Annotated in this window: 25 protein-coding genes; 13 read left to right on the top strand and 12 right to left on the bottom strand. The window is 66.0% G+C overall.

Annotated elements, in window-relative coordinates; translation table 11 throughout:
- Nucleotides 1-147: 147 nt before the first annotated feature.
- From ACK4HJ_RS20610 to ACK4HJ_RS20600, 3 genes are all read right to left on the bottom strand, one after another.
- A complete protein-coding gene (locus tag ACK4HJ_RS20610; protein ID WP_409835037.1) occupies nt 148-1635 on the bottom strand; it encodes an ATP-dependent nuclease in 1488 nt (495 codons plus the stop codon).
- A gap of 177 nt (nt 1636-1812) precedes the next feature.
- Nucleotides 1813-2289 (bottom strand): cupin domain-containing protein, encoded by a 477-nt coding sequence (locus ACK4HJ_RS20605; protein ID WP_409835035.1) that lies wholly within the window; start codon nt 2287-2289, stop codon nt 1813-1815.
- Between the two features lie 53 nt (nt 2290-2342).
- Nucleotides 2343-2741, bottom strand: coding sequence for a tautomerase family protein (locus ACK4HJ_RS20600; RefSeq protein ID WP_094290820.1), 399 nt, complete (start codon nt 2739-2741; stop codon nt 2343-2345).
- A 117-nt stretch (nt 2742-2858) separates the two neighbouring features.
- Between ACK4HJ_RS20600 and ACK4HJ_RS20595 the strand changes: the two genes are divergently transcribed.
- Nucleotides 2859-3797 (top strand): LysR family transcriptional regulator, encoded by a 939-nt coding sequence (locus ACK4HJ_RS20595; protein WP_409835033.1) that lies wholly within the window; start codon nt 2859-2861, stop codon nt 3795-3797.
- A gap of 36 nt (nt 3798-3833) precedes the next feature.
- Here ACK4HJ_RS20595 and ACK4HJ_RS20590 read toward each other — a convergent pair whose 3' ends face one another.
- The gene (locus tag ACK4HJ_RS20590; RefSeq protein WP_409835031.1) at nt 3834-4670 is read right to left on the bottom strand and encodes a TetR/AcrR family transcriptional regulator; all 837 of its coding nucleotides are present in this window, start codon (nt 4668-4670) and stop codon (nt 3834-3836) included.
- Between the two features lie 63 nt (nt 4671-4733).
- Between ACK4HJ_RS20590 and ACK4HJ_RS20585 the strand changes: the two genes are divergently transcribed.
- On the top strand, nt 4734-5261 hold the full coding sequence (locus ACK4HJ_RS20585) for a DUF6022 family protein (RefSeq protein ID WP_409835029.1): 528 nt from the start codon (nt 4734-4736) through the stop codon (nt 5259-5261).
- Nucleotides 5258-5929, top strand: coding sequence for a DUF5701 family protein (locus tag ACK4HJ_RS20580; protein ID WP_409835027.1), 672 nt, complete (start codon nt 5258-5260; stop codon nt 5927-5929). Before ACK4HJ_RS20585 ends, ACK4HJ_RS20580 begins: the two co-directional genes overlap by 4 nt.
- Before the next feature lie 44 nt (nt 5930-5973).
- Here ACK4HJ_RS20580 and ACK4HJ_RS20575 read toward each other — a convergent pair whose 3' ends face one another.
- A complete protein-coding gene (locus ACK4HJ_RS20575; RefSeq protein WP_409835025.1) occupies nt 5974-6693 on the bottom strand; it encodes a class I SAM-dependent methyltransferase in 720 nt (239 codons plus the stop codon).
- 248 nt (nt 6694-6941) lie between these two features.
- Between ACK4HJ_RS20575 and ACK4HJ_RS20570 the strand changes: the two genes are divergently transcribed.
- The 6 genes from ACK4HJ_RS20570 to ACK4HJ_RS20545 all read left to right on the top strand — a co-directional run bounded on the left by ACK4HJ_RS20570 (nt 6942) and on the right by ACK4HJ_RS20545 (nt 12272).
- Nucleotides 6942-7430: an Rrf2 family transcriptional regulator gene (locus ACK4HJ_RS20570; RefSeq protein WP_409835023.1), complete on the top strand. Its 489-nt coding sequence runs from the start codon at nt 6942-6944 to the stop codon at nt 7428-7430.
- Nucleotides 7408-8352: an NAD(P)/FAD-dependent oxidoreductase gene (locus tag ACK4HJ_RS20565; RefSeq protein WP_409835021.1), complete on the top strand. Its 945-nt coding sequence runs from the start codon at nt 7408-7410 to the stop codon at nt 8350-8352. Before ACK4HJ_RS20570 ends, ACK4HJ_RS20565 begins: the two co-directional genes overlap by 23 nt.
- Before the next feature lie 201 nt (nt 8353-8553).
- The gene (locus ACK4HJ_RS20560) at nt 8554-9429 is read left to right on the top strand and encodes a GyrI-like domain-containing protein (RefSeq protein ID WP_409835019.1); all 876 of its coding nucleotides are present in this window, start codon (nt 8554-8556) and stop codon (nt 9427-9429) included.
- A complete protein-coding gene (locus ACK4HJ_RS20555; RefSeq protein ID WP_409835018.1) occupies nt 9426-10412 on the top strand; it encodes an alpha/beta hydrolase family protein in 987 nt (328 codons plus the stop codon). The genes ACK4HJ_RS20560 and ACK4HJ_RS20555 overlap by 4 nt, the downstream gene beginning before the upstream one ends.
- Before the next feature lie 205 nt (nt 10413-10617).
- Nucleotides 10618-11196, top strand: coding sequence for an AAA family ATPase (locus ACK4HJ_RS20550; protein ID WP_409835016.1), 579 nt, complete (start codon nt 10618-10620; stop codon nt 11194-11196).
- A gap of 92 nt (nt 11197-11288) precedes the next feature.
- Nucleotides 11289-12272, top strand: a complete 984-nt coding sequence (locus ACK4HJ_RS20545) for an endonuclease/exonuclease/phosphatase family protein (protein WP_409835015.1) — start codon at nt 11289-11291, stop codon at nt 12270-12272.
- A 7-nt stretch (nt 12273-12279) separates the two neighbouring features.
- Here ACK4HJ_RS20545 and ACK4HJ_RS20540 read toward each other — a convergent pair whose 3' ends face one another.
- Entirely contained in the window at nt 12280-13233 is a 954-nt protein-coding gene (locus ACK4HJ_RS20540) for a DMT family transporter (RefSeq protein WP_409835013.1), read from the bottom strand.
- Nucleotides 13234-13322: 89 nt separating this feature from the next.
- On the opposite strand from ACK4HJ_RS20540, the gene ACK4HJ_RS20535 reads away from it, so the two are divergent.
- Nucleotides 13323-14189, top strand: coding sequence for a LysR family transcriptional regulator (locus tag ACK4HJ_RS20535; protein WP_409835011.1), 867 nt, complete (start codon nt 13323-13325; stop codon nt 14187-14189).
- 82 nt (nt 14190-14271) lie between these two features.
- On the opposite strand, the gene ACK4HJ_RS20530 is transcribed toward ACK4HJ_RS20535, so the two are convergent.
- The 3 genes from ACK4HJ_RS20530 to ACK4HJ_RS20520 are packed head-to-tail and all read right to left on the bottom strand — an operon-like array spanning nt 14272 to nt 17069.
- The gene (locus tag ACK4HJ_RS20530) at nt 14272-15264 is read right to left on the bottom strand and encodes a Bug family tripartite tricarboxylate transporter substrate binding protein (protein ID WP_409835010.1); all 993 of its coding nucleotides are present in this window, start codon (nt 15262-15264) and stop codon (nt 14272-14274) included.
- A 45-nt stretch (nt 15265-15309) separates the two neighbouring features.
- Nucleotides 15310-15681 carry a hypothetical protein gene (locus tag ACK4HJ_RS20525; protein ID WP_409835008.1) on the bottom strand — a complete coding sequence of 124 codons (372 nt, stop codon included), beginning with the start codon at nt 15679-15681 and terminating at the stop codon, nt 15310-15312.
- Nucleotides 15682-15692: 11 nt separating this feature from the next.
- The gene (locus ACK4HJ_RS20520; RefSeq protein ID WP_409835007.1) at nt 15693-17069 is read right to left on the bottom strand and encodes an acyclic terpene utilization AtuA family protein; all 1377 of its coding nucleotides are present in this window, start codon (nt 17067-17069) and stop codon (nt 15693-15695) included.
- Between the two features lie 106 nt (nt 17070-17175).
- Here ACK4HJ_RS20520 and ACK4HJ_RS20515 point away from each other — a divergent pair, with 106 nt between their 5' ends.
- Both ACK4HJ_RS20515 and ACK4HJ_RS20510 read left to right on the top strand, forming a co-directional pair.
- Complete coding sequence (locus ACK4HJ_RS20515; RefSeq protein WP_409835005.1) at nt 17176-18072, top strand: LysR family transcriptional regulator; 897 nt, start codon at nt 17176-17178, stop codon at nt 18070-18072.
- A 163-nt stretch (nt 18073-18235) separates the two neighbouring features.
- Nucleotides 18236-20857: an ATP-binding protein gene (locus tag ACK4HJ_RS20510; RefSeq protein ID WP_409835003.1), complete on the top strand. Its 2622-nt coding sequence runs from the start codon at nt 18236-18238 to the stop codon at nt 20855-20857.
- Between the two features lie 116 nt (nt 20858-20973).
- On the opposite strand, the gene ACK4HJ_RS20505 is transcribed toward ACK4HJ_RS20510, so the two are convergent.
- The gene (locus ACK4HJ_RS20505) at nt 20974-21507 is read right to left on the bottom strand and encodes a 2'-5' RNA ligase family protein (protein ID WP_409835001.1); all 534 of its coding nucleotides are present in this window, start codon (nt 21505-21507) and stop codon (nt 20974-20976) included.
- Nucleotides 21508-21774: 267 nt separating this feature from the next.
- On the opposite strand from ACK4HJ_RS20505, the gene ACK4HJ_RS20500 reads away from it, so the two are divergent.
- A complete protein-coding gene (locus tag ACK4HJ_RS20500) occupies nt 21775-22767 on the top strand; it encodes an NAD(P)-dependent alcohol dehydrogenase (protein ID WP_409834999.1) in 993 nt (330 codons plus the stop codon).
- A 160-nt stretch (nt 22768-22927) separates the two neighbouring features.
- Here ACK4HJ_RS20500 and ACK4HJ_RS20495 read toward each other — a convergent pair whose 3' ends face one another.
- Nucleotides 22928-24388 carry a leucine-rich repeat domain-containing protein gene (locus ACK4HJ_RS20495; protein WP_409834997.1) on the bottom strand — a complete coding sequence of 487 codons (1461 nt, stop codon included), beginning with the start codon at nt 24386-24388 and terminating at the stop codon, nt 22928-22930.
- Between the two features lie 40 nt (nt 24389-24428).
- Nucleotides 24429-25859, bottom strand: coding sequence for an ankyrin repeat domain-containing protein (locus ACK4HJ_RS20490; RefSeq protein ID WP_409834995.1), 1431 nt, complete (start codon nt 25857-25859; stop codon nt 24429-24431).
- Nucleotides 25860-25861: the final 2 nt, after the last annotated feature.

The following is a 25861-nucleotide window of genomic DNA, read 5'->3' as shown; positions in this document are numbered from 1 at the left end:
CTTGCGCGTGCGCTTGGTGGTGTTGCTCAGGCCCAGGCTGCTTTGCTTCATGTGCCTATTGTCTCGGCTTCAAGCATTCGTCGGCACATGACGCAGGGGATTCGTGAAGAGGGTCCCTAGATGTGATTAATACGTTACTTCAACTACTCATCCAAACGCTGCTTTCATTCGAGTCACTAGCTGTTGTGCCTCTACGGCATTTCCCCCAAGCCATGCCAGAGTCAACCGATCACGCAGTTTTTCGATTTCAATGCTCATTTCTGCGGCCAAAGCAGGAAATACCTTTTTCGCCCATTTACTCCCCTGCAGACCAAGCCCGGCGACCTTAGCGCGATCAAACGCCGCATTCAAACCATTTATTAAATTTTCTGCTGCTGCAATATTAGTGGCTGCGAGCAATAATTCTTCAGGCGCAGAGTCTCCAGGCAAGGAAAAAACATGGTTGCCGGGCGCCTCCCCTATATCCGGATCGCGAACACCTATCGCGCGGACCTGCTCATCCCTGAAAGTTTGGACCAACTGATACACATCATGAGTATTTCCCACAGGAACAATGCACGCGTTTCTGAGAAGTGGCTTGTCATATCGTTCCAATATGTCCGTAAGAAAGGCTTTGGCCACAAAATCCTCAACCAGAATCAAATCCTTATTAGTCTTTGCGACGCTAGACAATTCGCGAGCGGCCGCTATATACGGGGCACAAGGAATAACATCAACCCCTATCTTATGTCGAACTATCAAGGCCCGCGCGGCTACAGGAAGTGCTTCAAATAAGTCAGCCGAGTGTGTGGTCAATATTATCTGATGACCCTTGCGACGTGCCAGATTCATTAAATACCAAGCAAGACCTCTCTGAGCATCTGGATGGAGAGTTATTTCAGGCTCCTCAAGTAGGATTAATGAATTTTTGGGCATTGCCTCCAAAGCACGCATTAGACGTATTACTTTTTGCTCTCCAGCCCCCATATGCGGCTCTGCATATCCGTACCTCCCTCGCTTCACCAGCGGCAAATCGTCGCTCCAATTGCCTTTCGCCAAACCAACAGTGTGCATCGTGCCAGAGTCATAAGGAACACTAAGGACCTTTGACATAGAGCTGATTAAATTATTGTCAAAAGGCGCGCTGTTTTTAACCTCAATCTGAGAACGAAAGACATGCAATCGATCCTTTCTTTCGATTCTTGGAGCAAATGTAGATATTCCAAAAAATTGAACCACTCTTTCAGGATTATTTCGACGAGGATAATCCCAACGCGTACGTTCTTTTTTATATGGTATCTGAAAACCCGGAGCATCGTTCCAGAAGCTAAATGCAACTGACGATTGATCACCAAATGCCGGGGATTCATCCTTAAGAGCATTTCGCACCCATTCCCCGATCTTATAATTTCGTCCACCTCCGGGTTTGATATAGGCTGCAGAGCAAAGCTGCAATATTGTGGTTTTACCACTACCATTGGTACCCGCAATCGCTGTAACCGGCCAAGTAAACTCCAAATTCGAAGTCATACCCCGTACGTCACTAATCTGTATCGATTTCAAGAGGTTTCCAAACAATCCATTTCTAGCTGCGGGATTGGCCCACACCTTGGAGATGTCTTCGATCTCTTTAGCAATATCTAAATCCGCAGCCATCCGTCGCCTCCAGTTGTTTTGCTTTCTATTCTTTGCCCCCAAAGATTAGCAGGCATATATGAAAATTGAAACAAATAAGTTGACCGGAGAGCGCAGGCACCTGGTTTCATTCATATTTCTCTCTCAGCCCGCCCTGGACCGCAGCACACCCGCGAGCGCGATAAGTGAAGCCCATCCTCAGTGCAAATCTCGCGGCCCCACACCCACCGTTTCGCACCAGCGGTGGTAGTCCGCCCGCCGATCAACCGTAGTGATCCGCTGCAGCACCGTGTGGTGCGGCCCCAGGTACTCCACGCTGCCCTTCACCACCACATGCACCAGCAGCTCTTCGGTACCCGTCGCCTCCCACCAGTCCACATTGCCGGCGGGCTCGTGGATGTAGTCGCCCGGCCGCACCACGCGGCCATCGTTCAGGCGGCGCTCGCCCGCCAGCGTCAGGGCGTGCACTTCACCCGTGTGGCGGTGCAGGCCCAGCCGCGTGCCGGGCGACAGGCGCATCAGCTCCACCCAACCGGCATCGTCGGGCAAGAACTGGATGGGCAGGGACCACTTGCCTTCGCCTTCGGGTATCCAGTCCACCAGGCCCGCGCGCTCCAGCGCCTGGGCCACGATCACATCGGCAAGGTGATTGTTCGTTGTCGTCATCGTCGTCATGTCGGTGCTCCTGGTTAGCTATTGGTTGATGGCTTGCTTGATTGATTGACCGCTTATTGCTCGGGGTGCTGGTGGCGGTATTCCTGCGTGCGGCCGCCAAAGCCGTACGCGGCGGCGCGCACGTCCTGCACGTAGACGTAGCTTTCGGGGTGCAACGCGCCCAGCAGGCCCTCGAAGGCCGCGAACGCCTCGGCGATGTAGCGCGCCTTTTCGGCCTTGGTGTTGGTCTCGTCCACCACCTTGACGTCGAAGTAGAAGCTCGACTGTTTCAGGTCGGCCAGTGACCGGCCGGCGACGTACCAGTCGGCCGGGTCCACAAAGGTGATGACCACGGCGGTCAGGTCGCGCCGCTTGCCGAGCACGCGGGTGGTCAGGTCCAGCAGGGTTTCTGCAATGCGGGCAGACAGCTCGGGCGTGCGTTGGGCAGACACTTTGACGTTGAGGATGGGCATGGTGGGCTCCTGTTGAATGCATTGGGTTGAACGAGCCTTCACTGTAGAAATTGCGCCCCGCCACGGAAACCGCCCGTGGCGATAATGGCTTTTGCTCCGCACGCAAAGGCGCGCACGATGAAAAAAGAACCTCACTCCTTCCTCCCCGATCCGGCCGACCTGCGGTGGCTGGTGCGGTCGCTCGACCTGCGCTCGTTTTCTGCAGCGGCGCGCGAGATGGATGTGGCGGTGTCGGTGGTGGCGCGCGGTGTGGACCGGCTGGAGGCCGGCTACGGCGTGCGCTTGCTGCGCCGGTCCACACACGGCCTGTCGGCCACGCCCGAGGGCGCAGAACTGGCGCAGGAAGCGCTTGCCTTGCTGGCGCAGCTGGAAGACATCGGGGCATCGCTGTCGGACCAGCGCATTCGCGTGGCGGGCACCCTGCGCCTGGCCTCCAGCCAGGAGATCTGCGAGGCGCTGGTGTTGCCCCACCTGGCGGACCTGCAGGCGCGCTACCCCGCGCTGCGGGTGGAGCTGCTGGCCGATGACCGAGTGGCCGACCTGGTGACGGAGGGCATCGACGTGGCGCTGCGCACCACCGTGGGCCACAGCGATCTGGTGGTGGCGCGCGCGCTGGGCCGGTTTGAGCGGCGCCTGTACGCGGCCCCTGCGTACTTGGAACAGCACGGCACGCCTGCCGAGCCTAGCGAGCTGCAGCAGCACCACACCGTCACGCACACCGCGCAGGGGCCTGCCGTGACCTGGGCCTTCCGCAACCCACAAGGCAAGCCGCTGGAGGTGACCGTGCGCTCGCGCCTGGCCGCCAGCAGTTCGGCCCTGGTGCACAACGCACTGGTGGGCGGCGCGGGCATCGGCATGCTGTCTAGCCCGCTCGCGGCGGCGGATGTGGCGCAGGGCCGGTTGGTGGAGGTGCTGGCGCCTTTTGCGTCCCGCACCGTGCACACGCTGTACGCGGTGTCGTCACCGGGCCGGCGCAATGCGGCCAGGGTGAAGGCGGTGATTGATTTCCTGGTGAAGGCGTCGAAGGACCGGTGGGCGCTGGCGCCTGTGCGTTGAGGATTTGCACGACCGCCCTGGCACGGTCTTTGTGAGCTATCGGGCTCCCCGCTGCCCGGTAGCGCCACCCCGCTCTTTTGCCACGTGCAGAGCAAGCCCATCAATCAAGCGAGCCAGTCCAAATTCAAAGCTGCGCGCTGGGTCGGTGGGGCCGCCATACGCCGCCCCCGCCGCCGAGCCCACCCGCACGGCGAGCGGGAACTGTTCGGGCACCAGCAAACGCTCCAGATGCGTCGCATGCGCGGCCCACCACTGGGCGTCGGACTGGCCGGTTTGCGATGCCGCGCTGGTCGCTTCGGTGGCGCTGTGCGCGCTGCCGCGCACGTAGTCGGACACCACGGCGACCATAAGGTCCATGTCAAGGTCGGTAAGACCCGCGCCCTCGATCGCCCGCAGTTCGCGTTCGTATTTGCGGATGGCATGGGGGCCGAGGGACGGGCGCTGCAAGGCGATCTGCAGTATCCAGGGGTGGCGGCGGTAGTGGTTCCAGGCATCGGTCGCCACGGTACGCAGGCAGGTTTGCCAATCTGCGCCGGGGGGCAGGTCGTCCGGCAGTTGCGCGTAGGCGGCCTCCAGCACCAGCTCCAGCAGCACATCTTTGTTAGGCACGTAGCGGTACAGCGCCATCGGCGCCACCCCCAGCCGCGCGCCAAGGGCCCGCATTGAGAGCGCGGCCAGGCCGCCTTCGTCTGCCAACTCCAGCGCGGCGGTGCCGATCACGGTGGCGGATAGGCTGCGTTTGGGGCCGCGCCGGGCGGCCTCGGCGGCGGGGGGGCTTCCCCACAAGAGGTTGAGGGTGGTTTCCGGATCGGCCTGGCCGGGAAACGAGACGGAGGACAACACGGGGGACGGGGTGCGGACTTCTTTGCGCATTTGTTGACAGTGTACGCTGTTTTTGCAATGATATGCGTACACCGTACACACAAAGGAACTTTCTTGCGGACCTTGACACAGCCTTACATTGACGCCAGCTCCATCGAACGGCTGGGCGAAACCTCGGCCCTGTGGCTTGCAGGAGCCTGGCAAACCACCCGCCACGCCCACGAAGCCCGGCTGCAGCAAGCCTTTACGCGGGCTGGCGAGCGAGCGTATGGCCTGTACCTGCGTCTGTTGTTCAGCCCCTTGTCGCGGGCGATGCGCGCCGCCGGGCTGGCCGTGTACCCGCCCTTGCCGGGCGATCTGGCCGATTCGCGCGAGTGGGGCAGGGACGACGGTAGCGAGCGGCAGCGCTGGTTCTGGAGCTGTGTCATGCGAGAGGATGACGAGGCCGCACTGGGCACGCTGGTGACAGTGCTGCACCATGACCACACGCGCTTTCGGTTGCCGCAACCCGTGCAGTTGTTTACATTGCCCGTCGCACGTGCGGAAGCGGTCGAGAAAGAGTTGGGGCGCATAAACGAGGCCTTCGCCGCAGCGGCGCCGCTGCGGCTTCACCCCATGCTCAGCGCACAGGTGCAGCCATGACCACCGCACTGTCCGCACAAATCAACCGGCTGGTGGCGTTGGGCATTCACGAAAAACTGGAGATACCTGGGGAAGACTTTCGCCAAGCGCTGGGGCAACTAAAAGTCCACCTGCCCCGGTCGCCCAATGCGCCGGATGCGGAAGAACTTGGCGATGCCGACATTGACGCAGGCACGGCCCAGGCGGTGATCGTGATCAACACCCCTGCCCTGCCCGCCCGGCAACTGCTGCCCCTGGTCAACCGCAACGGAAGGGTGCCCATGGAGCGCCTACACCCCCGCCAGCCCGAGGACTTTCACCCAACGAGCGATATCGCATTGCCCGTGGGCGAGGCCTATTTGCTGCTGGGAGTGGACCGTGGCAACGCCACGTTGAACGCCGTGCCCAGCGATGCGCAAAAGCGCTTGGAGGCGCAGCAGCGCTCGCCGTTGACGGTGGAGGAAGGCATTTGCCTGCTGCTGCAGTGGCCGCAGTTTTTGCAGCCCAACCGTTGCTTCATGATGCTGGGCTCGCGCTGTGGTGACCGACGCGTTCCTGCGCTGTGGCTGAGCAACCAGCACCCGCGCCTGGGCTGGTGCTGGGAAGGCAATCCGCACACGTGGCTCGGCTTTGCATCCTGTCAGGGCCGCAGTCCGGGGGTGGCGCTGCGACCTGTTGCCCCTGCATAGCCGGGCGCTAGGTGAGACTGCTGAACGCCCGAGCAGGGAAGCGTTCATGCGTGCGCCACCCAGCCCGCGAAGGCAAATCCCATGTAGAACAACTGCACTTCGCTGAATCCGGCCTCGCGAAGGATCGCTTCGTCCTCCTGCGGCGTCAGCACTGCCAGCTCCACAGCTACCTTGTCCCGCGCCCTGGCCGCATGCTCCGGCGGCACGCCGGACGCGATCTGAAACGCGGCATAACGCGACAGCCACAAGTCGCGCTCCGCTGCCCCGCCTTCGCCGCCAGCGCCCTTCCCATCCGCCACGCTCAGATGTGCCACCACCAACGGCGCCCCGGGCTTGAGCCGCCGCCGAATCTCTGCCGCCATGGGCACGCGCTCCTCGCGCGGCACAAAGTGAAAAGTCAGCAGGCACGTCGCGCCGTCGAACGGCCCGGCCGGTGCGCTCTGCACGTAGCCGTGGTGCAGCGCCACGTGGTCGCCCGCCACGCCCGCGCTCTGCAACCGCTGCGCCGCCAGGTCCAGCATGGGCTGGCTGGGGTCCACGCCGTCGAACCGCCAGCTAGGTTGCGCAAACGCCATGTCTTCCAGTTCCAGCCCGCCGCCTGCACCCACCACCAGCACGCGACCATCGGCGGGCACGCGCTCGGCCAGCAGGATGCGGGACATGCGCAGCAAGCTGTCGTAGCCGGGCACGTTGCGGCGGGGGCCTTCTGCGTAGCGGGCGACGGCGGCGGGGTCGGTAAAGGGGGACGTGGTGGGTTGGGTCATGGTGTGTTGCGTGTGGTGGATACGCGCTTTTGCGTTGAGCTTGTCCAACGGCATTGCCAGGTCAGCGCAGGGTTTCGGCAGGCTCAGCCCCGAACGGTTGGGGTGGGCAACGTATCAAAGAAATCAAGCCAAATTGGCCTCTACCGCTTATCCCTAAAGCGCTAGCAGCTATCAATTCAGTAGTTGTCTGTTCGTGCGCCAGCACTGTTTCTGGTTGCATGCTAGCATCACGCAACTTTTAATGTTGCATGAAACGAGATAGCCGACTTTCCAATGTCCTCCACGCGCTTCTGCACATGGCAGAGATGGAGGGGCCCGCTACATCTGAGGCCATGGCGCAGGCCATGCAGACCAACCCCGTGGTGGTGCGCCGCCTGATGGCGGGGCTGCGGTATGCGGGGTTTGTGTCGTCGGCCAAGGGGCATGGTGGCGGGTGGGTGCTGTCGTGCCCGCTCACCGACATCACGCTGCGCGACATCTACGAGGCGCTGGGCGCGCCCACGCTGCTGGCGGTGGGCAACCGCGTGGAGAGCCCCGGCTGCATCGTGGAGCAGGCGGTGAATCGCGCGCTGACCGATGCCTACCAGGCGGCCGAAGAGGCGCTGCTGGCGCGGCTGGGCGCAGTGACGCTGGCGCAGCTTTCGGCCGAGTTTCATGAACGCATGGTGGCCGGGTGCCACGGTCACAAGGAGATGGAGCATGGCGACAGCGGCAATGACAACAACCCAGACGTATGAGGTGATCGTGATAGGCGGCAGCTTTGCCGGCCTATCGGCCGCAATGCAGCTGGCGCGGGCCCGGCGGCGGGTCTGCGTGGTGGACGCAGGCCAGCCGCGCAACCGGTTTGCGGCAGCGTCGCACGGCTTCTTCGGGCAAGACGGCGAGCCGCCGCTGGCAATGATCGAGCAGGCGCGGCGCAAGCTGGCGGCCTACCCCACGGTGGGTTTTGTGCAGGGCACGGTGGTGTCGGCCACGGCGCAGCAACGCGCCGGGTCACCAGAGAACGGATTTGAAGTGGTGCTGGACGATGGCACGCACATGGAGGCGCACAAGCTGGTGCTGGCGTTTGGCGTGCAGGATGGCTTGCCTGAGATTGCAGGCCTGCGCGAGCGCTGGGGCGCATCGGTTTTGCACTGCCCGTATTGCCATGGCTATGAATTTGCAGGCCAGCGGCTGGGCGTGCTGTACCACTCGGCAGGCTCGGCCATGCACGCGCAGCTGATTGCCGACTGGGGGCCGACCACCCTCTTCCTGAACGGCGATACCACGCTGGAGAGCGCCGAGCGCGAGCGGCTGCTGGCGCTGGGCATCACTGTCGAGCCCGCACCCATCGCCGCGCTGGAAGGCCCGGGCCAGGCGCTGCAGGGTGTGCGCCTGCAGCCCACAGGCGGCGGCGATGCGCGCGTGGTGCCACTGGATGCGCTCTATGTGGCCGCCACCACCCGCCCCGCCAGCCCGCTGGCCGAGCAACTGGGCTGCGCGTTTGACGATGGGCCCATGGGCCCTTACCTCCGCACCGATGCGAACAAGATGACCACCGTGCCCGGCGTGTATGCCGCTGGCGACCTGACGCTGATGCGGCACAACGCCACGCTGGCCTCGGCCGAAGGCGTGCTGGCGGGCGTGGGGGCGCACCAGGCGCTGGTGTTTGGGCAATAAGAGCAGCTAACCAAACTCCTCTGGCGTTGTTGCCGCGTCTTGTCGTACTGCTCGTACTGCCTGCGACGCAGCGCCTAGCCAGAACCGCTTCGCTGATTTTTGTCAGCCGCTCCAAGTAGCGCAGCACTGCCGCGGCACCAGGCCACAAATTAGCAAGATCGGCTAAGTACCGGCGCGCAAGCTGCGGCACACTCTGCGGCCATGAGCCTGGACCAGAGCGCCGATCAGCACTACCGCGATCGCGTGGCCCGCGTGGTCGCCCACATCGTGGCGCACCCGCTGGCAGCGCATCGGCTGGAGGACCTGGCCGCCATTGCCCATTTTTCCCCTTTCCACTTCCACCGCGTCTACAGCAGCATTGCGGGCGAAACCGTGGCCGCCACGGTGCGCCGCGTGCGCTTGGCGTTAGCCACGCGGCTGCTGGAGCAAGGCGGGCAGAGCATCACGCAGGTGGCGCTGGAGGTGGGCTACGACAGCCCGCAGGCCTTCACCCGTGCGTTCAGCCAGTTCACCGGGCAGTCGCCACGGGCGTTCCAGCGGGACATGCACCGCCTCATCCTTGATCCCGGCGCCGCAAACGCGCACGCAAACGTGCATACAAAGGCCGAGCAAACGCTGGCCGTGCAGATCGTCGAGCGCCCGGCGCAGCGCCTGCATGCATTGCGCCACCAGGGGCCGCCATCCACCATTCCCCACACGCAACGGCAGCTGTACCTGCAGTGCGGGCAGCGCGCTGCCCACCGGCTGGGCGCATCGTGCGGAGACCCGCAAGACCTGGGCGGCAGCTTTCGCTACTACGCGGCCGTGGTGCTCCCCGAAGCGCCCTCAGCGGCAGACAACGGGCTGGAACGGCTGGACATCCCGGCAGGCCTGTATGCACGCCACACACTCACCGGCCCCTATACGCGCATCAACGCGGCACTGGCGGCCATCCACACACGCTGGCTCCCGGCCAGCGGCTATGAGCCGGACGACCGCCCCACGCTGGAGCACTACCTCAACTCCCCGCGCAACGCCGCGCAGGCGGACCTGCGCACCGACCTGCTGATTCCCATCCGCCCCACCACCTCCCTATGACCCGTTTTCGCTGGCTCTTTCGTTCCCTTTTGCCCGCAGCGCTGTGCTGCGCCGCCACCCTGGCCCACGCTGCAGGCTTTGCCTTCATCGAGGTGCCTGCAGACAAGGACGGGCCCGCGCTGCGCGGCGCCGTGTGGTCGCCCTGCAGCACGCCGCCGGGCCGCATTGACCTGGCGCCGCTGGTGCTGCAAGGCACGCGTGACTGCCCCGTAGCTGGCCAGGGCCTGCCGCTGGTGGTGGTGTCGCACGGCGCGGGCGGATCGGCCCTGGGGCACCACGACACGGCGGCCACGCTGGCCGATGCGGGCTATGTGGTGGCCGCCATCAGCCACCCGGGTGACAACTTTCAGGATCTGAGCCGCCAGGGCTATCTGTCGGCCTTTGCCTCGCGGCCGGTGGACATGAAGCGGCTGACGAATTACATGCTGGGCGCTTGGCCCCAGCGCGCGCAGCTGGACGCGGGCAAGGTCGGTTTCTTTGGCTTTTCACGCGGCGGCTACACGGGCCTGGTGGCCATCGGCGCCGTGCCGGACTGGACGTCACGGCAAGACCTGTGCTCGCCGCTATCCACCCGGCCCTTGTGCGGCGAGATCCGGCGCAAAGAAATCCCCGCCACGCCCGCGCCGGACCCGCGCATTCGGGCGGCAGTCATCCTCGACCCCTTGAGCGTCTTCGATGCCAAGGGCCTGGGGCACGTCAAAACCCCCGTCCAGCTATGGGCCTCGGCCCTGGGTGGTGATGGCGTCACGCTGCACAGCGTGGAGACGGTGCGCCAGGGCCTGCCCAGCGCACCCGACTGGCATCTGGCGGCCAATGCCGGGCACTTCGCCTTTCTGGCGCCCTGCTCGCCAGCGCTGGCCGAGGCAGCGCCGGACATTTGCCGCGATGCACCGGGGTTTGACCGGGTGGCTTTTCACCAGAAGTTCAACGCGCAGGTGGTGACCTTTTTTCAGCGGCACATCGCGGCAGCCAAAGCGCCTTGAGCGCTGTTCGGAAATCGCCACACCGCGGCACCCTTGGGTTGACGCAGCCCGCAGCGGGCACCTACACTGCCTCATCGCGTCTGATCCCTTGGGTCGGAGCGAACCACAAAGCCCTCCACCACCGTCGAGGGCTTTTTTTCGCCCTTCGTTTGAAAGCTCTCCCTGCTTGCAGAGAGGGCTTTTTGCATTTCTGGAGCCGTTTCTCATGCCCACGTCCTTCACGCAACCCGCCGCTGCAAGCGTTGCCAGCGCCACCCCGCCCCGCATTCACCTGGTCATTGGCCCGGTCGGCGCGGGTAAATCAACCTTTGTGCGTCAACTGGTGCAGCAGCACGGCGCTGTGCCATTGAACCTGGACGACTGGATGGCCACGCTGTTTTCGCCGGACCGGCCCAGCAGCCCAGACACGGCGGACGTGATGGCCTGGTACGTGCCGCGCACGCTGCGCTGCCTTGCGCAGATCTGGAAAACTGCCGAGGCCGTGCTGAATGCGGGTGGCGATGTGGTGCTGGAGGTGGGCCTGATTCAGCAGGCGCAACGCGACGCCTTTTATGAACGCATGGGACCATGGACGGATGCCGTGGTGGTGTACGTGCTGGACGCCCCGCGCGAGCTGCGGCGCGAGCGTGTGTTGCGGCGAAATACTCAGCAGGGCGCAACGTTTTCGATGGTGGTGCCACCGCACATCTTTGAGCTGGCCAGCGACCTGTGGCAGCCGCCTGGCGAGGCGGAATGTGCGCAGCGCAATGTGGTGTGGGTTCCCGTGGCGGAACGCGCACTTTGAATGCATGAGGGCCACCTCCACCGGAAGCGGCACACGCGGCCACGAAGGATGTGGCGCGCACAATGCCGCGTCCCAGCTTGTAGTCCGTAGCCATGCCCACCCGTTCGACGGTTTCCCGCTTCATCTCTGCCCGCGCCCAATGGCTGGCCTGGCTGTGCGCCCTGGGCGCACTGACAGCCCCGGTGTCCCGCATGCTGCCCATCGACCAGATGCCGATGTTGCAATGGCTGGCGGAGCTGGCCGCACATTGGCAATGGCTGTATGCCGCCGTGGGTGTGATGGCCCTGGGTGTGCTGCTGGCGCTGCAGCGCGCGTGGTGGCAGGTGTTGCCAGCGCTGGTGCTGACGACGTGCTTCTTGTGGCAGCCGGCCATCTTGACCCAGGCATCCGCCCGGCGTGCCGATGCGCCTGTGCTGACCCTGGGAACGGCCAACCTGAATCTGGCCACCAGCGATTTCACGCCGCTGGCGCAGTGGCTGGAATCGGCTGACGCGCCCGACGTGCTGGTGCTGGTGGAGTACACCCAGCTGGCCCACGCCGCACTGGCGCACAACCCCGCCATCGCCGCGCGCTACCCGCACCGCCTGACGGCGCCGCAGCCCGACCCGTTTGGGCTGGCAATTGTGTCGCGCTACCCTTTGAATGACGCGCAGGTGCTGCATCCCCGCACCGAACACGACACCCTGCGCCTGCGCGCCACGCTGACATGGAACGACCGGCAAGTGCACTTGAGTGCCTTGCACCCCATGCCCCCGCTAAGCAGCGCTTTCAGCCGCGCGCGCGACCAGGCGCTGCAGGACGAAGCCCGGCACCTCGCCCAGGCCGGCGGACTGGGCCTGATGGCGGGGGACCTGAACACCACGCCCTGGGCACGCGGCCTGTGGGGGGCGGAGCAAGCGCAGATGCGCCGCGCAGGGCCCATATTGCCCACCTGGCCCAACGCTTGGGGCTGGCTGTCCGTACTGCCGCTGGACCATGTGTTGGCCTCGCCGGGGTGGCTAAGGGTGGATGCGAGCACCGGACCGAACCTGGGCTCGGATCACCTGCCGGTGGTGGTGCGGCTGATGGCACAGTAGCCGCCAGTCAGCTGGCGAGCCTGGGCCGACGGATCGTCCACAGCGCCCCTGCCATCAGCCCCACACCGGCCAGCTGCACGGGGCTCAGCGTGCGCCCATACACCGCCCAGTCCACCAGCACCGCCGTGAGCGGGTACACAAACTGCAGCACCGCAATGCGCCCCAGCCCCAGCCGCGCCATGCCGGCAAACAAAACCACATAGGCCAGCCCCGTGTGCAGAACGCCCAGGCCCAGCAACCAGCCCCAGGCTGTACCCAGCGGCGGCCAGCCCAGCACCCAGGGTGCCCACGCCAACGCCACCGTGCCCACCAGGCATTGCCACATGGCCATCGCGTAGGGGCTGATGGTTTTTTGCGTGTTGGCCAGCAGCGTGACGCCCGCGTAGCAGAGCGAGCCGCCCAGGCACAGCAGCACACCGGCAAGGTAGCTGCCACTGCTGGCCTGCGTGCTTGCCCCGGTGGCAGCGGCGCCGTCCAGCAGCCCGGTGGTGAGCACCAAGCCCCCCAACGCGGCCAGCGTGGCGAGCCACTGCGTGCGCGAGACGGCCTCGCGCAAAAAGAGCGCGCCGATCACGATGACCCAGATGGGCTGGATGTGAAACACCACCGTGGCCACGCCAATGGATGTGCGCGGGATGGCGGCAAAGAACATGGCCCAGTTCATCACCATGAGCACGCCCGTGGCGCAAGCCACCCAACGCGCCTTGCCGCTGAGCAACAGCTCGCGCCCCCGCCCTGTAGCCAGGCACCACGCCAGCAGTGCCAGCGCGCCAAAGGCGCAGCGGAACCACACGGTGACCAGCGGGTGCTGGCCCGCCTCTTCCACAAACACGCCGATGGTGCCCAGCAGCACGCCGCCGGCAATGAGCAGCCACTGGCCGTCACGCTCGCGCTGGTGGGTTGGCAGTGGGGTGGCAGCAAGGGATGGCGATGCTGCAGTGCCGGATGGGGAGTGGTTCATGCCGCCAATGCTCCCGTTTTCTGGTCACGCTGTAAAACGGATAAATCGAACAGATATCATTCGATAAACGAATTCAAAGCAAACCGCCCATGAACTACCCTGACTTTCAGATCGACTGGCTGCGCGCCTTCGTGGCCGTGGTGGATGCGGGCTCGCTCTCGGGCGCGGCGCCGCTGGTGCACCGCTCGCAGTCGGCCGTGAGCATGCAGATCAAGAAGCTGGAGACCGCACTGGGCCGCCCTGTGCTGCTGCGCGGGCCGCGCCACCTGGAGGTGACGCCGGCGGGCGCGGAGCTGCTGTCCTACGCGCGCCGCGTGCTGGACCTGCAGGCCGAGGCGCACGCTGCGCTGTTCGGCCCCAAGCTGGCGGGCCGGGTCCGGCTGGGAGTGCCGGACGACTATGCGTCGGCTTACCTCACGCCGGTGCTGCGCAGCTTTGCGCACCGCTACCAGGGGGTGGAGATTGAGCTGACCTGCGAGCAGTCCACCTCGCTGATTCCGCGCATCACGCGCGGCGAACTTGACCTGGCCCTGGTCTCGCAGGACAAGCCGCAGCGTGGACGCTTTCTGTTTGACGAGCCACTGGTGTGGGTGGGCTCGCCGCAGTTCGAGGTGTGGCGTCGCGACCCGCTCCCAATCGCGGTGTACGAGTCAACCAGCATGGCGCGGCAGGCCACCCTGGCCGCGCTGGGCACACGGCGGCGGGCCTACCGCCTCGTGTACCACAGCTCCAGCCTGGCGGGTCAGCTGGCCGCCGTGGAAAGCGGCCTGGCGGTGGCCGTTCTCACGCGCTGCAGCGTTCCGACCCATCTGCAGATCCTGCAGAACCTGCCTGCGGAGTACGACCTGCCGCCGCTCGATGCCATGCACGTGGCCGTGCTGCGCAGCAAGGTGTCGCAGCGCTCGCAGGCCGTGGACGCGATGTACGAGCAGATCGTGCGGACGCTGGGCGGGTGAACGCCCTGCTGCCCGGCGCGCTGCTACGCTTCACTATTGATAGCTACCGGCGCTTTCTGGATAAGCGCTGGAGGCCGATTTACTACTCAGGCGCAATGCCTGCGGCCTTGATGACCCGGCCCCACTTCTGTGTTTCGGCAGCCTGGAATTTGGCGAGTTCATCGGGCGTGGTGGTCCAGGCTTCGGAGCCCGCGTTGTCAAAGAAGCTCTTGGCGGCTGCGCTCTTGGTGGCGGCCGCCAGCAGTTCGTTGAGACGCGCCACCACCGGCGTGGGCGTGCCTGCGGGCACGTAGGCCGCAAACCAGTAGCCCATGTCATAGCCCTTCACGCCCGCTTCGTCCAGCGTGGGCACATCGGGCAATTGCGCGCTGCGCTTTTGCGTGGAGTAGCCCAGCGCACGCAGCTTGCCCGCCTTGACCTGCGGCACGCCGGTGGAGGTGTCGGTGATCATCAAGTCGATCTGCCCGCCCAGCAGGTCGGTGATGGCCAGCGGGTTGCTCTTGTAGGGCACGTGCAGGATGTCCACGCCCGCGAGCTGCTTGAGCATTTCGCCCGCCATGCGGCTGGAGGAGCTGCCGCTGCCAAAGCTGAGCTTGCCGGGGTTCTGCTTGGCAAACGCCAGCAGTTCGCCCACGTTCTTGTACGGAGCATTGGCGTTGACCACCATTACCTGCCCGCCCTTGCCCAGGCCGGTGACGGGTGCGAAGTCCTTCACCGGGTCGTACGAGAGCTTCTTGTACAGATGCTCGTTGGCGGCGTGTGTGGTGTTGGTGGTGATGAGCACGCTGTAGCCATCGGCCGCCGACTTGGCCACGGCCGACGCGGCGATCATGCCGCTGGCGCCTGCCTTGTTGTCGATGACCACGGGCTGCTTGGTGTCGTTGGTGATGGACTGGCCCAGCGCGCGCGCCAACTGGTCGGTGGCGCTGCCTGCGGCAAAGGGCACGACAAAGGTAATGGCCTTGGCCGGGTAGGCACCGGCCGCCTGGGCCAAGGCTGCTGGGGCGTGCAATGCGCCCAGCGCCAGTGCGGCAACAGTGGCGAGCAGAGCGCGGCGGGGGGATGAAGGGGTCATGTTGTCTCCTGGTGTTGGTATGGATGGAAAAACGAAATCAAAGGTCTAGGCCGTGGGGCCGCCAAAGTGCGGCGCCAGGTGGGCAGGCACCGTGACAGGCATGTCCAGCAACAGATAGCTCAGTGCCTTGCCGTGGCTGTCGAGGTTGAGCGCGTCGTTCACGCCGCCGTCGAGCACGTCGTCCAGCACGAGGTTCATGGCCTGCAGCTGGGGCAGCAGGTAGCGCGTGACCTGGCGCGGGCGGCGCTGCGCAAACTGCTGCGCCACGGCGGCCTCGGTGACTTGTTCGACCAGCACATCCCACAGCGCCGGGTGCCAAGCGATGACGCTGATGTTGGAGCGGTTGCCTTTGTCGCCGGTGCGGCTGTGGGCCAAGCGATACAAAGGAACAGTCACAGTATGGTGTGTTGTGGTCATAGTTTGAGTCCTCAATCCACCATCTCAAAACGCACGGCCACGGCCTCGCGCGGCACCAGACACGACACGGTGCCCAGGCGCGGGCGCATGGCGGTGCGCACGCCGCCGCCGCCTGCAGGGCCGCAGGTGTAGAGCGCGGTCACCTCGCGCACCAGGCGCTGGGCGATGGCATGGTCGCGGTGCTGCAGGGCCACGCGCAGGCGCACATCGCGGGGGGCATCGCGGGCTTCATCGTTGCTGCAGGCGGGTGCATCCAGCCAGCGGCTGGTGTCATCGCCAAAGATGCTGGTCACGCCGATCAGGTCGATGCGCAGCGGGCCCAGGCCCTGCAGGCGCTCGCGCAGCACCTCGCCCGCCAGCCGGGCACGGGCTTCGGCGCGCGGGCCGGCGTAGGAGATTTCGCCCTCGGCAAACCAGCCCGATTCAAAACACACGTTGACCTTGAGCGTGGCAGGCCGCGCGTGGCCCTGCACGCCCTTCAGCCGTACCGCGTCGGCACCCACCGTGGTCACGCGGGCGGTGGTGATGTCGGCCACCACATCGGGTGTGAGGTACGCCGCCGGGTCGTGCAGCTCGTACAGCAGCTGTTCCGTTACCGTGCGTTCGGTGATGCAGCCGCCCGTGCCGGGGGGCTTGGTGATGGTGCAGTGGCCGTCGGCGTCGATCTCGGCGATGGGGTAGCCCAGGCGGGCGAGGCCCGGCACGTCCTTGTAGCCAGGGTCGGCAAAGTAGCCGCCTGTGACCTGTGCGCCGCATTCCAGCAGATGCCCGGCCATGGTGGCGCGGGCCAGCCGATCCCAGTCGTCGAATGCCCACGCGTAGTGCGCCAGCGCGGGGCCCAGCACCAGCGAAGGGTCGGCCACACGGCCACAGACCACGATGTCGGCGCCCGCGCGCAGCGCGTCGGCAATGGCCTGCGCGCCAATGTAGGCGTTGGCACTGACGATGGGCTCGGTGGGCATCGCAGCGCCCAGCGCGCCTTGCAGCAGCGCGCGGTGTTCTAGGCCGCTCAGGTCGTCGCCCTGCAGCACGGCGATGCGCGGGCGGGCCAGGCCCAGCTCAGCCGCCAGCGCATGGATGCGGCGCGCGGCGCCGTGGGGGTTGGCCGCGCCAAAGTTGCTGACGATGCGCACGCCGTGCGCAAGACACTGCGCCAGCACGGGGCGCAGCAGGTCCACCAGCAGCGGCTCATATCCAGCATCGGAGTCGGTGCGGCGCGCCAGCTGGGCCAGCGCCAGCGTGCGCTCGGCCAAGGTCTCGAAGATGAGCACCGCAGGCTGGCCGCTGGCGATGAGCGCCTGCACTACGGGCAGGGCCGCGTCGGTGCGGTCGCCCGAGAAGCCGGCGGCGCAGCCCACCAGCAGGTTGTTTTTTTGGTCGTTCGGCATGAATCCGTTGTCTCCTGCAGCCGACTGTAGAAACATCCCTGTATTCTGTGAAATCGATTGTTCTTATGAATCCATCTGAACTACAGATGAATCAAACTCCCTCCGCATGAGCGCCCCCCACCTCTCCAGCCGCCAGCTCGACGCCTTCCTCGCGCTGGCCGAGCAGCGCAGCTTCACACGCGCCGCCACGCTGTGCCATCTGTCGCAGCCCGCGTTCAGCGCCCTCATCCGCGCGCTGGAGGACGACCTGGGGCTGCGCCTGTTCGACCGCAGCACGCGGCATGTGGACCTGACGCCCGAGGGGCAGAACTTCCTGGAGTCGGCCCGCCGCATCCGCGCCGAAATCACCAGCGCCCTGGCCGCAGTGCGTGACACGGCCACATTGCAGCGCGGGCGTGTGGCCGTGGCGCTGCTGCCGTCACTGGCGGCGGGCTGGCTGCCAGGCGTGCTGGCGCAGTACCGCACCGCACACCCAGGCATCGAGATCGACATTGCCGATGTGTTGTCCGAGCCCTGCATCGACCGCGTGGCCAGCGGCCATGCCGACTTTGCGCTGGCCGCCATCCGCGCCGACACGCCCGCGCTGCAGGCCGAGCCGTTTTGCAGCGACGACTTCTACCTGGTGTGCCCGGCCGACCACCCGCTGGCGAGCAAGCGCAAAGCCATCACCGCGCAGGACCTGGCCGCCTGGCCCTTCATCCACCTCGCGCGCACCAGCAGCGTGCGCCAGTACCTGGAGGCCGCTCTGCACCCACAGGCCATGCACACGCTGATGGAGGTGGAGCAGCTCGCCACCGTGATGGGCATGGTGCGCGCCGGGCTGGGCATCAGCGTGGTGCCCGCGCTCACGCTGTTCCACTTTGACCAGCCGGGGCTGGTCACGCGGCCGCTGTCGCTGCCGGGGCTCACGCGGCAGATCTACCTGGTGCGGCGGCGGGACGAGAGCCTGTCGGTTGCGGCGCAGGCGCTGTATGCGCTGGTCATGCAACAGCGGCCGGACTAGTCGAACCAAGGGAATTGCGGACCTACGGCACTGCGATTCAGCCCCACACAGCGGCGCCCGCCTACAAGCACGCGCGCAAGGCCCTCCTATCATGGCCCCGGCCACTGCACCCCCGGGTGACCCAGCCGCATCCCTCAACCCCGTCAACCGTTACAGGCCGCACATGCCCATAGGCTCCCCTTCGAACGAAGCCTTGATTCTTTCCACCGGGGGCGAAATGGCTGAGCTGATTGCCCGGTTCGACTGGGCCAGCACCGACCTGGGGCCGCTGGAGCAATGGCCGCACCACCTGGCCAGCGCTCTGGCCAACATGCTGCGCTGTCCCATGCCAATAGCCACGCTGTGGGGCGAATCGGGCGTGCTGATCTACAACGACCCGTATGCAGATTTTTCAGGCGCACGCCACCCGGGCCTGCTGGGCATGGAGGTTCGCGAGGCCTGGCCCGAGGCAGCCGACCTGAACGACAGGGTGCTCAAGGTCTGCCTGGCCGGCGGCACGTTGCACTACAAGAACCAGGAGCTGACCCTGAACCGCGACGGGGCGTACCGGCCGCTGTGGGTGGACCTTTACTACTCGGCCTTGGTGGATGACCATGGCACGCCCGTGGGGGTGCAGGCGCTTGTGGTGGAGACCACCGACAAGGTGCTGGCCGACCGGCGCCTGCTGATGGAGCGCGAGCGCTTTGCCCAGCTGTTCGAGCAGTCGCCCAGCTTCATGGTGCTACTGCAGGGGCCGCAGCACCGCATCGAGCTGGCCAATCCCAAATACATGGAACTGGTAGGCGACCGCACGATGTTGGGCCGCACCGTGGCCGAAGCGCTTCCCGAAGCCGCCGAGCAAGGTTATGTCGCCATGCTGGACGGCGTGTATACCAGTGGCAGTGCGGCCACCGCGTTCGGGGCGCGGTTCGACATCCGCCAGCAGCCCGACGCGCCGCCGAGCGAGCGCTACCTGGACTTCGTCTACCAGCCCATCCGCGATGCCGTGGGCGCCGTGACCGGGATCTTTGTCGAAGGGTTGGACGTGACTGAGCGCGTGGTGGCGCAGGCGCGGCGCGATGCGCTCATCGAGTTCACCCACCAGCTGCGCGTACTGGACAGCGTGCACGCCATCAGCCAGGCGGCGGCGCGGATCCTGGGCGAAACCCTGAAAGCCTGCCGCGCGGGGTATGGCGCCATCGACCACGATGCGGAAACGCTGACGGTGGAATGCGACTGGACGCACCCTGGCGTGCCCTCGCTGCACGGGCTGCTGCCGCTGCGCAAGTACGGAAGCTTTGTGAGCGACCACAAGCGCGACGAATTCGTGGCCATCGACGATGTGCGTGCCGACCCGCGCACCGCCGCACACGCCCAGCGGCTGGAACTACTGCGCGCCCGCGCGCTGATGAGCGCACCGGTGGTGGAACAGGGTCGCCTGGTGGCCATGCTGTTTGTGGCCAGCGGCGAGGTGCGGCAATGGGCGCAGGAGGAGATCGAGTTCATGCGCGAGATTGCCGGCCGCACCCGCACCGCCACCGAGCGTGTGCGCAGCGAGCTGGCCTTGCGCGAGAACGAGGCGAAGTTGCGCGAGATGAACGAGTCGTTGGAGCGCAAAGTGGACGAACGCACGCGCGAGCTGATGGAGGTGGAGGCCAAGTTCCGCCAGTCGCAGAAGATGGAGGCCATAGGCCAGCTGACCGGCGGCATTGCGCACGACTTCAACAACCTGCTGGCGGGCATGGGTGCGAGCCTGCAGGTGCTGGAAAAGCGCCTGAAGGCGCAGAAGTTTGACAACACCGAGCGCTATATCGGCATGGCCCAGGGTGCGGTGCGGCGCGCTGCATCGCTCACCCAGCGTCTGCTGGCCTTCTCGCGCCGACAGACGCTGGACCCGCGCCCGACCGACGTGAACCGCCTGGTGGGCGGCATCGAAGAGATGGTGCGGCGCACCGTGGGGCCCTCGGTCGAGGTCGAGGTGGTGGGCGCCGGCGGGCTGTGGCTGACGCGGGTGGACCCGTCGCAGCTGGAAAACGCAGTGCTCAACCTGTGCATCAACGCCCGCGATGCGATGGCACCCAACGGCGGCCGCCTGACCATAGAAACCGCCAACAAGTGGCTGGACGACCGCGCCGCCGCCGAGCGCGACCTGCCCGCTGGCCAGTACATATCGCTGTGCGTGACCGACACCGGCGTGGGCATGACGCCCGAGATTATCGCCCGCGCGTTCGACCCCTTCTTCACCACCAAACCCATGGGCCAGGGTACTGGCCTGGGCCTGTCGATGGTGTACGGCTTTGTGCGCCAGTCGGGCGGGCAGGTGCGCATTTATTCGGTGCCCGGCGAAGGCACCACCATGTGCCTGTACCTTCCCCGCTACATGGGCGAGGCAGACCAGACCGAGGCCAACGCCCCGCCCACGTTTGACCACCGGGCCGACGGCGAGGTGGTGCTGCTGATCGAGGACGAGGCCACCATCCGCGGCCTGATTGCGGAGGAGCTGGAAGACCTGGGCTACAACGTGATCTCTGTCGGCGACGGCCCTGCGGGCCTGCACGTGCTGCAGTCCAGCCGCCGCATCGACCTGCTGCTGACCGACGTGGGCCTGCCCGGCGGCCTCAACGGCCGCCAGGTGGCCGACGCGGGCCGCGTGACGCGGCCCGACCTGAAAGTGCTGTTCATCACCGGCTATGCCGAAAACGCTGCCGTGGGCAACGGCCTGCTGGCCTTTGGAATGGAAGTGATCACCAAGCCCTTCGACGTGGCCGCGCTGGCGGCCAAGGTGCAGGAGATGATCGAGCGCTGAGGTGTGGCGCGTGGTGCGGGGACCGTGGTGCGGGTTCACCGCGTTTACTATGCAATTGATAGCTTCCAGCGCTTTCTGGATAAGCGCTGGAGCGACATTTTGCTCAAATTCTTGATCTAGCCCAGCAGCGGAAACTGCCCGCGGTGCACAAAGCTGCCATCCACCACCTGCCCCACCCACAACGCCGTCACGCGACCCGGCACCGACACGCCCTCCCGGTTGCGGTCGCTGCACCACTGGCGCGCGTGCGCGGCCAAATCAAACGTGCCCACCGTGATGTGCGGCGTGTATGGCAGATCAAGGCGCAACTGGTCATGCAGCGGGCCGGTGTACAACGCATCGTGCAGCAGGGACAGCGCGGCATGGCCTTCGTCAGGAACCAGATAGGCATGGGCGCGCGGGCTGTGAGCGTCTGCGCCCAGCATGGCGTAGCGGCAGTGAAACGGAATGGCCGCTGAGCGCGCCGCCACCGCTGCCACATGCGCCAGGTACGTGCCTTCGTCCACGGCGTTGCAAGCAAACACCAGGGTGAAATGCGGGCGCACCAGCGCGTGGCCGGCGGAGTCGTGGGCGGCACGCCAGGCATCGATGGTGCGCAGGTCCGCGTGCGCGCAGTCGGGGTAGGCGATGGTGTACAGGGTCGCGTTCATGGCGGCTGTTAGAGCGGTGTGGCGCGGGGCGTTTGTCTTGCGGGCTGGATGGGGAGTTGGGTCTATTCAGCCGCAAGCCTACCCTCCCTCGGGAGGGTTGCATACGCCATACGACCCGGTCTAGGCTGCGCGGTTGTCCCTGCCTCCGCCCGGATTCGTGTCGACGCGCCGCCCTCCACCTGCCCGCCCTCCACCTGCCCGCCCTCCACCTGCCCGCCCTCCACCTGCCTGCCCTCCATCTGCCTGCCCTCCATCTGTTTGTCATCCATGTCCTCTGTTGCTACCGTCAACACCATGCGGGCCTGGGCCTGCACTGCCTATGGCAGCCCAGCGGTGCTGCAGCTGCGCACCCTGCCCCGCCCCACACCCGGCCCGAACGACGTTTTGATCCGCATGCATGCAGCCAGCGTGTCATCGGCCGACATGCGCGTACGTGCGCAAAAGCTCCCGCGCGGGTTCGGCCTGCTGGGGCGGCTGGCGTTTGGCATCACACGGCCGCGCCAGCCTGTTCTGGGCACGGACGTGGCGGGCGTGGTGGAGGCCGTAGGCCGCGGTGTGACGCGCTTTGCGCCCGGCGATGCGGTGGTGGGCGTAGCGGGCGTGACCATGGGCTGCCATGCGGACTATTGCCTGCTGCCTGCCACACGGCCGCTGGTGCACAAACCCGCACGCCTGTCATTTGCCGACGCGGCCAGCCTGCCTTTTGGTGGCCTGGCGGCGCTGCATTTCTTGAACAAGGCCGAGGTGCTAGTGGGCGAATCGGTGCTGGTGATAGGCGCATCGGGCGCGGTGGGCAACGCACTGGTGCAACTGGCGGTGCACCGCGGCGCGCAGGTGACGGCCGTGTGCAGCGGCGCCAACGCCGCCTGGGTGAAGGCCTTGGGCGCGCATGAAGTGATCGACTACACCCAGCGCGACTTCATCGAGTCATCGCAGCGCTGGGACGTAATTGCCGACACCGTGGGCGCCAGCAGTTTTGCGGCCTGCCTGCCCCGCCTGCACGAGCATGGGCGCTACCTGTGCATCGCAGGCAGCCTGGCGCAAGTGCTGGCCCGCCCACGCGGCACGCGCCGCAGCATTGGCGGCCCCGCCGCCGAACGGCCGCAAGACCTGCAGACGCTGATGGACCTGGCGGAAAGCGGCGCGCTGCGGCCGGTGCTGGACTGCGCCTACGCGTTTGCCGACCTGCCGGCAGCACATGCCTATGTGGAGACCGGGCGCAAGCGCGGTGCGGTCGTGGTGCTGGGGTCACCGGTGTGAAATTCAAAATTCATAGCTGTCAGCGCTTATCCAGAAAGCGCTAGCGCCCAATTTGATTCAAAAATTGATGGGCCACGAGCCGAATGCGTTGGTCCCGAAACGGCGTTCGCCGCTGTTCGATTCGGCACTTTGAATGCCAGAGAAATCCCCGGCACCGAGTTCACCCCGCGTTCGCCTTCTTCTTGCTCTTCTGCAAACGCGCCACCGTCGCGTGGTACGCGTCGGCCACGTCGGGCCGCAACTCGGCAGACACATCAAACCGGCCAGCCAGCAGCGCTGCGTCCGCAGCGCTCCCCAACTGGCCGATGGCCTTGAAGATCTTCTTCATGAAGGCCGCGTCGCCGCCCAGGATGTGCTTTTCAAACCGCAGCAGGTCGATGAGCGGCTCCACCAGCGCGGGCGACTGCGTCTTGCCCACCACGTCGAGCAGCCATTTGTACAGCTCCAGGTGCAGTTGCGAAAAGCTCTCGCGTTGCGCGAAGAAGGCAAGAAACAGGTCGGCAAAGGCAGGGCTGGCCACCTGCTGCAGGATGCGCGCCAGCGTGAAGTGCTCTTGCTTGAACTTGCCCGCATAGAACGCCGGATCGTGCACGTAGCCTTGGGCCAGAAGATCCTCAAACGCCCGGGCCAGCGGTGGTACCAGCCGCTCGCCGTAGGCGCTCAACACCTCCACCAGCTGCTCGCGCACCGAGACGTAGTGCGGCCGCAGGCCCTTTGCCACCATGGCTTCGAACGCGCCGGGTGCCGGATGCGCCAGGGCACCACGCATCATGTCGGCATTGGCATGCCCGTGGACGAGGTTGGAAAAGGCCCTGCCCAGCAGCGCCGGTGAAGTGATGGCGTACAGCTGCGGCCAGTCCTGGGCTTCCATCAGCTGCGCCACGCGCCAGGCCTCGGCGCTCTCGGCGTCCTGCTCGTAGATGGGCTCGGGCAGCTCCAGCTGCAGCGCGGCGCGCTCGGCCGACAAGGCGTTGTCCACATGCAGGCGCTCAAAGCGGCGGCCCGCCAGCGGCGCCAGCGTGGTCAGGGGGTTGTCATCCACCCACAGTCGCGTGAGCGCGGTGCAGGCCGTCAGCGGAGCAAGGTCGGCCACCTGGTTGCCGTTGATGTGCAGTTGGGTCAGCGTGGGGTAGCTCGCAACAAACTCCACGTCGGCAATGCGGTTGTGCGACAGGTACAGGCTGTCCAGCCGGGGCAGGTTCAGCCCGGGCGGGAAGGCCTTGATCTTGTTGTTCCACAGGAACAGCGTTTCGATCTGCAAGCCGTTCAGCGCCTCGAAGTCCTGGAAGTCGCAGTGCGCAATTTGCAGCGACTGCAGATGCGGCAGTGCCCGCAGCGCCTGCAGGTTGGTGAACTTCACGCGCTCCAGGCTCAACCGCCGCAGCGCGGTGATGTGCACCAGGCGCACCAGGTCCACCGGCCGCGCGGTGCGGTTGCTGCGCAGGTCGATCTCCAGTACGTCGTCACAGCCTGCGATCTGGTCCAGGTCGGCATCGGTGAATTTTTCAAGATGCAAGCCATCGGCGTGGTTCAGCACGCGGATGGGGCCGTAAATGCGGTTGGTCCATTTGGGTTTGGCGGCGGTCATCGGGTGAGGCAGCGGCGTGGTGGATGCAGGCATGGGTCGGGGTGGGTGTGGCGGTGCGGAGGAACTCGGGCAGTCATGCCTTGGCGGAAAAGTAGCGCGCGCACAGCTGGCCGATGGCATCGCACAGTCGATCGGTGGCGGGCGGCACGCCGGGCTCCATGGGGAAGTCGATCTCCTCGCGGCGCACCCAGTCGTCACCGTCCAGCTGGGCGAAGCGCACGGTCATCTTTTTCCAGTCAGCAACCTGTGCTTCCAGTTCCACAGCACCGCTACGGCTCAGGTACGACTTGGTGCGCGAAAGGCGCAGGCTGCGGAAGTGCCCGTCGTACTCCAGGTACAGCAGGCCTGGCGGCACGCGCGGGTCCGCGCCGCAAGCCAGTTGCTCGACCACCGCCTTCAGGCAGTCGCGCAGCCACTGCGGGTACTGGCGGGGCTGCCAATCGGTGGGGCCGTCGATCAGGCCCGTGGCGCGTGCCCAAGTGGCGCGCTGGGCGGCGCCGTCGCTCGCAGGCTTTGGTTTGCCGGCTTTTTGGGATGGTGCGCTGGAGCCCAGTGCCGCCACCGCATCGTGCTGGGGCGTGCCGCGAAACAAGCGCACATCCGCCGCCAGCAGCTGACCTCGTGCCGCAAGTGCTTCGGCCAGCACCACCGCAACGTCCAGGTTGCCCGCGCTCACCGCCAGGCGCAGCGGCGTGCGGCCACGCGCATTGGCGGCGGCGGGGTCCAGGCCCCACTCCAGCAGTTGGCGCGTGGCGGCCACCGGATCGCCCTCGCGCCGCCATGCCACCGAGATGCCCGCGCGGCTCTGGTCCAGCCCCTCCACGTCGCCCGCGCAATGCATCAGCGCATTAGTGCCCGCGGGTGTGGTGAACTGCACGTTGGCGCCGCGGTCCTTCAAGAAGCGCAGCAGCGGCACACTGCCCATGGAGGCGGCCATGAGCACCGGGTTGAACATCTCGCGGTGGTCCATGGCCTCGATGTCGGCACCGGCCTGGAGCAGCAGGTCGATGGCCTGAAGGACTGTCTCGGCATGCCCGGCCGGGGCGTCGTCCCGAAAGGGCATGCTGAAGATCTCGCCGCGCATGGCACCCAGCCCCAGGGCGATACACAACGCCGGGTCTTTGGTCTTGCGCGGGTCGCCACCGGCGGCCAGCACCAGCGCCAGTCGCTCCAGTGCGCGGTGTTCCGCGTGGCTCGGAAACTCCGCGCAGCAGACGGCCAGTGGGGTCGAATTGCGGTTCTTGCGCCGGTTGGGGTCGCCACCCTTCTGCAGCAGCAGGCGCAGCAGCGCGAATTGAGCATCCACCCGCCGGGGCACGCTGGTGTCGTCCGGGCGGTCGTAATAGGCCCAGTGCGCGGAGCACGCCCACTGCATCGCGGCATCTTGGGACACGCTGATGCGGTCTGGCTGCACGCCGGAACGGACCAGGCGCTCTATCTCGGCGATGAGCTTGTCGAACCCGATGTCGTATTCAAGGGTGACAGAGGACGATGCAGTGACCATAA

The organism is Acidovorax sp. (genome assembly GCF_046294525.1).
In the GTDB taxonomy this organism is placed as follows: Bacteria; Pseudomonadota; Gammaproteobacteria; order Burkholderiales; family Burkholderiaceae_C; genus Acidovorax.
Note: the sequence above shows the minus strand (reverse complement) of the source record. Positions and strands in the feature narration are given on the sequence as shown.

Coding starts and splice junctions, on each gene's coding strand:
- ACK4HJ_RS20490 (WP_409834995.1), bottom strand. CDS start 25,859: ATGGTCACTGCATCGTCCTCTGTCACCCTTGAATACGACATCGGGTTC.
- ACK4HJ_RS20505 (WP_409835001.1), bottom strand. CDS start 21,507: ATGAACGCGACCCTGTACACCATCGCCTACCCCGACTGCGCGCACGCG.
- ACK4HJ_RS20605 (WP_409835035.1), bottom strand. CDS start 2,289: ATGACGACGATGACGACAACGAACAATCACCTTGCCGATGTGATCGTG.
- ACK4HJ_RS20550 (WP_409835016.1), top strand. CDS start 10,618: ATGCCCACGTCCTTCACGCAACCCGCCGCTGCAAGCGTTGCCAGCGCC.
- ACK4HJ_RS20570 (WP_409835023.1), top strand. CDS start 6,942: ATGAAACGAGATAGCCGACTTTCCAATGTCCTCCACGCGCTTCTGCAC.
- ACK4HJ_RS20510 (WP_409835003.1), top strand. CDS start 18,236: ATGCCCATAGGCTCCCCTTCGAACGAAGCCTTGATTCTTTCCACCGGG.
- ACK4HJ_RS20580 (WP_409835027.1), top strand. CDS start 5,258: ATGACCACCGCACTGTCCGCACAAATCAACCGGCTGGTGGCGTTGGGC.
- ACK4HJ_RS20515 (WP_409835005.1), top strand. CDS start 17,176: ATGAGCGCCCCCCACCTCTCCAGCCGCCAGCTCGACGCCTTCCTCGCG.
- ACK4HJ_RS20600 (WP_094290820.1), bottom strand. CDS start 2,741: ATGCCCATCCTCAACGTCAAAGTGTCTGCCCAACGCACGCCCGAGCTG.
- ACK4HJ_RS20555 (WP_409835018.1), top strand. CDS start 9,426: ATGACCCGTTTTCGCTGGCTCTTTCGTTCCCTTTTGCCCGCAGCGCTG.
- ACK4HJ_RS20560 (WP_409835019.1), top strand. CDS start 8,554: ATGAGCCTGGACCAGAGCGCCGATCAGCACTACCGCGATCGCGTGGCC.
- ACK4HJ_RS20610 (WP_409835037.1), bottom strand. CDS start 1,635: ATGGCTGCGGATTTAGATATTGCTAAAGAGATCGAAGACATCTCCAAG.
- ACK4HJ_RS20525 (WP_409835008.1), bottom strand. CDS start 15,681: ATGACCACAACACACCATACTGTGACTGTTCCTTTGTATCGCTTGGCC.
- ACK4HJ_RS20545 (WP_409835015.1), top strand. CDS start 11,289: ATGCCCACCCGTTCGACGGTTTCCCGCTTCATCTCTGCCCGCGCCCAA.
- ACK4HJ_RS20565 (WP_409835021.1), top strand. CDS start 7,408: ATGACAACAACCCAGACGTATGAGGTGATCGTGATAGGCGGCAGCTTT.
- ACK4HJ_RS20595 (WP_409835033.1), top strand. CDS start 2,859: ATGAAAAAAGAACCTCACTCCTTCCTCCCCGATCCGGCCGACCTGCGG.
- ACK4HJ_RS20530 (WP_409835010.1), bottom strand. CDS start 15,264: ATGACCCCTTCATCCCCCCGCCGCGCTCTGCTCGCCACTGTTGCCGCA.
- ACK4HJ_RS20540 (WP_409835013.1), bottom strand. CDS start 13,233: ATGAACCACTCCCCATCCGGCACTGCAGCATCGCCATCCCTTGCTGCC.
- ACK4HJ_RS20495 (WP_409834997.1), bottom strand. CDS start 24,388: ATGCCTGCATCCACCACGCCGCTGCCTCACCCGATGACCGCCGCCAAA.
- ACK4HJ_RS20590 (WP_409835031.1), bottom strand. CDS start 4,670: ATGCGCAAAGAAGTCCGCACCCCGTCCCCCGTGTTGTCCTCCGTCTCG.
- ACK4HJ_RS20575 (WP_409835025.1), bottom strand. CDS start 6,693: ATGACCCAACCCACCACGTCCCCCTTTACCGACCCCGCCGCCGTCGCC.
- ACK4HJ_RS20520 (WP_409835007.1), bottom strand. CDS start 17,069: ATGCCGAACGACCAAAAAAACAACCTGCTGGTGGGCTGCGCCGCCGGC.
- ACK4HJ_RS20500 (WP_409834999.1), top strand. CDS start 21,775: ATGTCCTCTGTTGCTACCGTCAACACCATGCGGGCCTGGGCCTGCACT.
- ACK4HJ_RS20535 (WP_409835011.1), top strand. CDS start 13,323: ATGAACTACCCTGACTTTCAGATCGACTGGCTGCGCGCCTTCGTGGCC.